Source organism: Burkholderia sp. NFPP32 (assembly GCF_900119325.1).
GTDB lineage: Bacteria > Pseudomonadota > Gammaproteobacteria > Burkholderiales > Burkholderiaceae > Burkholderia > Burkholderia pyrrocinia_C.
In genome coordinates, this window is sequence record NZ_FPJP01000023.1 from 98,115 (window position 1) to 104,114 (window position 6,000).

Annotated in this window: 6 protein-coding genes; 4 read left to right on the top strand and 2 right to left on the bottom strand. The window is 66.9% G+C overall.

Annotated features, from left to right (window positions below; all coding sequences use genetic code 11):
* Positions 1-213: 213 nt before the first annotated feature.
* On the bottom strand, positions 214-1,761 hold the full coding sequence (locus BT264_RS30380; protein ID WP_072443413.1) for a sensor histidine kinase: 1,548 nt from the start codon (positions 1,759-1,761) through the stop codon (positions 214-216).
* Between the two features lie 17 nt (positions 1,762-1,778).
* Entirely contained in the window at positions 1,779-2,507 is a 729-nt protein-coding gene (locus BT264_RS30385; RefSeq protein WP_072443411.1) for a response regulator transcription factor, read from the bottom strand.
* 188 nt (positions 2,508-2,695) lie between these two features.
* On the opposite strand from BT264_RS30385, the gene recA reads away from it, so the two are divergent.
* From recA to BT264_RS30405, 4 genes are all read left to right on the top strand, one after another.
* Positions 2,696-3,766 carry a recombinase RecA gene (gene recA, locus BT264_RS30390; protein WP_072443410.1) on the top strand — a complete coding sequence of 357 codons (1,071 nt, stop codon included), beginning with the start codon at positions 2,696-2,698 and terminating at the stop codon, positions 3,764-3,766.
* A complete protein-coding gene (gene recX / locus BT264_RS30395) occupies positions 3,766-4,635 on the top strand; it encodes a recombination regulator RecX (protein WP_072443408.1) in 870 nt (289 codons plus the stop codon). The genes recA and recX overlap by 1 nt, the downstream gene beginning before the upstream one ends.
* A 146-nt stretch (positions 4,636-4,781) precedes the next feature.
* Positions 4,782-5,390, top strand: coding sequence for a DUF2889 domain-containing protein (locus BT264_RS30400; protein ID WP_034178935.1), 609 nt, complete (start codon positions 4,782-4,784; stop codon positions 5,388-5,390).
* A 68-nt stretch (positions 5,391-5,458) separates the two neighbouring features.
* Positions 5,459-6,000, top strand: a 542-nt coding sequence (locus BT264_RS30405; RefSeq protein WP_177318997.1) for an ATP-grasp domain-containing protein, incomplete at its 3' end; no start/stop codon positions are given.

Sequence of the window (6,000 nt, forward strand, 5' to 3'; positions counted from 1 at the left end):
GTCCCTTGATATAGATATGCGGCCGCCTTGGGTGGGCGGGCCTGTCGACGATTATTGGCACGGAAACTTACGGCGCACTGACTCGCGCGCACAAAACGACTGCGCGTTAACCCGTGCCGAATCGGGTGCTTCGCGTGACGATCGTGGTGCGAACGTCCGGCAAAATGCCGGTTTCGGTGCGATCGCGGCGCGTTGCCGCGGTGCGCGTCAGGGTTAATCCGGAGCGGTTTCCGCCAGCGGCAGGCTGACGCGCACGAGCGTGCCGGCGAGGCGCGGCGCCTGCTGGTAGACGTGATCGTCGAGCGTCAGCGTGCCGCCGTGCTGCGTGGCGATCTCGCGCACGATCGCGAGCCCGAGGCCGCTGCCGTCGCCTTCGCGGCCGAGGATCCGGTAGAAGCGCTCGACGACGCGCTCGCGTTCCGCGGCCGGGATGCCGGGCCCTGTGTCCTCGACTTCGAGATGCGCGAGCCGCGCCGCGCGATCGGCGCGCACGCGCACAGTGATGCGGCCGCCTTCCGGCGTGTAGCGGATCGCGTTGTCGATCAGGTTGCCGAGCATCTCGCGCAGCATCACCGGGTTGCCGTCGACGTCGAGCGGCGCGTCGTCCGGCGGCCCTTCGTAGCCGAGATCCATTCGCTTCGCGAGCGCGGCCTGCACCCAGTCGCGCACCGCGCGCCGCGCGAGCGCGGCGATCTCGACCGGCTCGAACGTGAGCCCGCTCGCGCGGTTCTCGGCGCGCGCGAGCGCAAGCAGTTGCGTGACGAGCCGCGCGGCCTGCTCGGAGCTCGTCGCGATCTGCTCGAGCGAGCGCTGCACGTCGGGCGGGACGGGGTGGCGCAGCGCGAATTCGGCCTGCGTGCGCAAGCCCGCGAGCGGCGTCTTCATCTGGTGCGCGGCGTCGGCGATGAAGCGCTTTTGCAGCGCCATGTTCTGTTCGAGACGCGCGAGCAGGTCGTTGAACGACGTGACGAGCGGCTCGATCTCGGGCGGCGCGCGCTGCGCCTCGACGGGCGACAGGTCGTCGGGCCGCCGCGCACGGATGTGCGCCTGCAGCGCATTGAGCGGCGCGAGCCCGCGCGACAGCCCGAACCAGACGAGCAGGATCGCGAGCGGCAGGATCACGAATTGCGGCAGGATCACGCCCTTGATGATGTCGTTCGCGAGCGCGTTGCGCTTGTCGAGCGTCTCGCCGACCTGCACGAGCACGGGCTGCGTGCCGCTCGCCTGCGGCAGCGCGACCGTCGTATACGCGACGCGCACGTCGTTGCCGCGCAGCAGGTCGTCGCGAAACACGACGACGCCCGGCGGCGGGCGGTCCTCGTCGCGCGGCAGCGGCATGTCGGCTTCGCCCGCGACCAGCTCGCCGCGCGCGCCGAGCACCTGGAAGTAGACGCTGTCGACGTTGTCCGCGCGCAGGAAGTCGCGCGTCTGCTCCGGCAGCGTCAGCTCGGCGACGCCGTTCACCGGGTGGATCTGGCGTGCAAGCACGTATGCGTTGGTCTCGAGCGCGCGGTCGAACGGGCCGTTCGCGATCGTCTTCGCGACGAGATAGGTGACGGCGATGCTCATCGGCCACAGCAGCAGCAGCGGCGCGAGCATCCAGTCGAGGATTTCGCCGAACAGCGAGCGCGGGCGCGGCGCCTCGGGCGCGTCGGTTTCGTCGGGCGGCGCGAACGGGTTCTCGTAGCGCGCGTCGCGCGCCTCGTCGGCGGCCGACGACGGCGCGCCGGTCGGGTGGCGGGAATGGGCCGGCGTGGCCATCGCGGCGACGCCCGGCTTCAGCGCAGCGGCGTGCCGGCCGTCGCGGGCTGGGGCGCTGTGGTGTCGGCCGGCGCGGCGGGCGCGACCTTTTCGAGGCAATAGCCGAGGCCGCGCACGGTCGAGATCCGGACGCCGCTCGGTTCGATCTTCTTGCGCAGCCGGTGCACGTAGACTTCGATCGCGTTGTTGCTGACTTCCTCGCCCCATTCGCACAGATGGTCGACGAGCTGCTCCTTCGATACGAGCCGGCCGATCCGCTGCAGCAGCACCTCGAGCAGGCCGAGTTCGCGCGCGGACAGATCGAGCACGTGATCGTTCGCGTACGCGATGCGGCCGACCTGGTCGAACGCGAGCGAGCCGTGCCGCACGACGGTCGGGCCGCCGCCCGCGCCGCGCCGGGTCAGTGCGCGCACGCGCGCTTCGAGTTCGTTGAGTGCGAACGGCTTGGCCATGTAATCGTCCGCGCCGAGATCGAGGCCCTTCACGCGCTCGTCGACGCTGTCGGCGGCGGTCAGGATCAGCACGGGGAGGTTGGAATTGCGGGCGCGCAGGCGCTTGAGCACGTCGAGCCCGGACATTTTCGGCAGCCCGAGATCGAGGATCAGCAGGTCGAATGCCTGCATCGACAGCGCCGTATCGGCATCGACGCCGTTCTTCACGTGGTCGACCGCATAGCCCGATTGGCGGAGTGACCGAGTGAGGCCGTCCGCGAGTATGCTGTCGTCTTCGGCGATGAGAATTCGCATGTTGCTGACCGATGGCCGGCAGGGTGTTCGCGCCGGCGCGGCTGTCTCCGAAGTTATTCGTGTACAACGCCCTGCATTGCGGGCTTGCATAAAACACTGTTTTTTTATACAGTGTCTGCATTCGTGGGCGGCGCTTGAAAGCGGGCGCGCCTTTAACAGACGCTGCTCATCATAGCAAAGGACGATTCATGGAAGAAAGCAAGAAGGGCTCCGGGATGACCGCCGAGAAGAGCAAGGCGCTGGCGGCCGCACTCGCGCAGATCGAGAAGCAGTTCGGCAAGGGGTCGATCATGCGGATGGGCGACGGCGAGGTGGCCGAGGACATCCAGGTCGTCTCCACGGGTTCGCTGGGGCTCGACATCGCGCTCGGCGTCGGCGGCCTGCCGCGCGGCCGGGTGGTCGAGATCTACGGTCCGGAATCGTCCGGTAAAACCACGCTCACGCTGCAGGTGATCGCCGAACTGCAGAAGATCGGCGGCACGGCCGCGTTCATCGACGCCGAGCACGCGCTCGACGTTCAGTACGCGGCGAAGCTCGGCGTGAACGTGCCGGAACTGCTGATCTCGCAGCCGGACACCGGCGAGCAGGCGCTGGAAATCACCGATGCGCTGGTGCGCTCGGGCTCGATCGACATGATCGTCATCGACTCGGTCGCGGCGCTCGTGCCGAAGGCCGAAATCGAAGGCGAGATGGGCGATTCGCTGCCGGGCCTGCAGGCCCGCCTGATGTCGCAGGCGCTGCGCAAGCTGACCGGCACGATCAAGCGCACGAACTGCCTCGTGATCTTCATCAACCAGATTCGTATGAAGATCGGCGTGATGTTCGGCAACCCGGAAACCACGACGGGCGGCAACGCGCTGAAATTCTATGCGTCGGTGCGTCTCGATATCCGCCGGATCGGCTCGATCAAGAAGAACGACGAGGTGATCGGCAACGAAACCCGTGTGAAGGTCGTCAAGAACAAGGTATCGCCGCCGTTCCGCGAAGCGATCTTCGACATCCTGTATGGCGAGGGCATCTCGCGCCAGGGCGAGATCATCGACCTCGGCGTGCAGGCGAAGATCGTTGACAAGGCAGGCGCCTGGTACAGCTACAACGGCGAGAAGATCGGCCAGGGCAAGGACAATGCGCGTGAATTCCTGCGCGAGAATCCGGAAATCGCTCGCGAGATCGAGAACCGCATCCGCGAATCGCTCGGCGTCGTCGCAATGCCCGATGGTGCAGGCAACGAAGTCGAGGCGATGGACGAAGAAGAGTGATGGTGGGGCGCCGAGGTCAGGCTGGCGAGCCGGAGGAGAGCGACGCGCCCGAAACGGCGGGTCGCTCCAGCCGGCGAGCCGGATCCTCGGGCGCCGACCGGCGGGTCGCTGGCAGCAACGCCGCGAACCGCACCGCGACGAGGGCATCTGACGATGCCCTCGTTTCGTTTGAGATTGCCGCGCCGGACGATCCGTTCGATGACGATGAATCGTTCGACGCGCACGACCGGTCCCGCCGTCGTGTGTCCGGCGTCAGCTTCCCGGGCGATCGCGCATCCGATGCGTCGGCACCTGCCAGGGAAGATGTCTATACGCGCAGCAGCCAGCATCCGCGCCGCACGCGCCGTGCGTCCGGCGCTGCTTCAAGCGCTGCCTCCGGCGACGATCCGGGCGCCGGCAAACGCAAGTCGTCGAAGCCGCCGCGTTCGTTGAAGGGCCGCGCGCTCGGCTATCTGTCCAGGCGCGAATACAGCCGCACGGAACTCGCGCGCAAGCTCGCGCCGTATGTCGGCGAAGACGAGTCCGTCGAACCGGTGCTCGATGCGCTGGAAAAGGAAGGCTGGCTGTCCGACGCGCGTTTCGCCGAGAGCCTCGTGCATCGTCGTGCGTCGCGCGTCGGTGTCGCGCGCATCGTCAGCGAGCTGAAGCGTCATGCGGTCGGCGACACGCTCGTCGAGGAAGTGAACGCGCAGCTGCGCGAGACCGAATGGGCGCGCGCGCAGGCGGTCTGGCGCAAGAAATTCGGTGCATTGCCGCAAACGCCGGCCGAGCGTGCGAAGCAGGCGCGCTTTCTCGCCGCGCGCGGCTTCTCGAGCGCGACCATCGTGAAGTTGCTGAAGGTCGGCGACGATTTCCCGATCGACGATTGAGCGCTCCGGTCGCGCGCGTGGCGCGCGATTTTGCTGCAACGCAACCGCTCCCGGACAGGCGGGAATACCCGCCGTCGCGTCAAACTGTCTCAAATACCCAATATGCTAAAATCCGTGGGTTTTCCTCTTCGGCCTCAACCTCCAGCATGCCGCTATCCGAGCCCGTGCCCCGTCAGTTGCGACATCGACGCGCAATCCGAGCGGAAGCTTACGAGCGCGGCGACGGCTTGTGGGACATCGAAGCCTGCCTGACCGACCACAAGCCGCGCGATGTCGCGCTTGCGTCGGGCATCCGGCCCCAGGGCCTGCCGATCCACGAACTCTGGCTGCGCGTGACTATCGATCGTGAACTCAATGTCGTCGACGCTGAAGCGTCTTCGGAATGGGTGCCCTATCCCGGTCAGTGTCAATCCGCCCCTCCCGCCTATCGGGCCCTCATCGGGCTCAATCTCTTCCGCCACTTCCGCCGCGATGCGAACCGACTGCTGTCCGGTGTCGCAGGCTGCTCCCATCTCACCGAACTGTGCGCCGTGCTGCCGACGGCAGCGATCCAGGCGTTCGCCGGTGACGTGTGGAACGTGCGCGAGGAGGGTGGCGAAGGGCCGGATCACGACGGCGTGCGCGACGAACCGCCTTTCCAGCTCGGCCGCTGCCGCGCACTGCGGTTCGACGGCGAGGTCGTGCGGCAGTACTACCCGCGCTGGTATGGCGCGAGCCGGCCGGACGTGCCTGTCGACGGCAGCACGAAGGAATGAACGGAAATCATTCGAAGAAGCGTCTTAAGCGACTTTTCATCCAACTCTCAGACTGAAGGGAATCACGCATGAAGATTCACGAGTACCAGGGTAAGGAAATCCTGCGGAAATTCGGCGTCGCGGTACCGCGCGGCAAGCCGGCGTTCTCGGTTGACGAGGCCGTCAAGGTGGCGGAAGAGCTCGGCGGCCCGGTGTGGGTCGTGAAGGCTCAGATTCACGCGGGCGGCCGCGGCAAGGGCGGCGGCGTGAAGGTGGCGAAGTCGATCGAGCAGGTCCGCGAATACGCGAACCAGATCCTCGGCATGCAGCTCGTCACGCACCAGACCGGTCCGGAAGGCCAGAAGGTCAACCGTCTGATGATCGAAGAAGGCGCCGACATCAAGCAGGAACTGTATGTCAGCCTCGTCGTCGATCGCATCTCGCAAAAGATCGTCCTGATGGGTTCGAGCGAAGGCGGGATGGACATCGAAGAAGTCGCCGAAAAGCACCCGGAACTGATCCACAAGGTCATCGTCGAGCCGTCGACGGGCCTGCTCGACGCCCAGGCCGACGACCTCGCCGCGAAGATCGGCGTGCCGGCTGCGTCGATTCCGCAAGCGCGCGCGATCCT

Bases quoted from the DNA above. Each gene is read 5' to 3' on its own strand.
- BT264_RS30380 (WP_072443413.1), bottom strand. From the start codon at position 1,761: ATGGCCACGCCGGCCCATTCCCGCCACCCGACCGGCGCGCCGTCGTCG.
- BT264_RS30385 (WP_072443411.1), bottom strand. From the start codon at position 2,507: ATGCGAATTCTCATCGCCGAAGACGACAGCATACTCGCGGACGGCCTC.
- recA (WP_072443410.1), top strand. From the start codon at position 2,696: ATGGAAGAAAGCAAGAAGGGCTCCGGGATGACCGCCGAGAAGAGCAAG.
- recX (WP_072443408.1), top strand. From the start codon at position 3,766: ATGGTGGGGCGCCGAGGTCAGGCTGGCGAGCCGGAGGAGAGCGACGCG.
- BT264_RS30400 (WP_034178935.1), top strand. From the start codon at position 4,782: ATGCCGCTATCCGAGCCCGTGCCCCGTCAGTTGCGACATCGACGCGCA.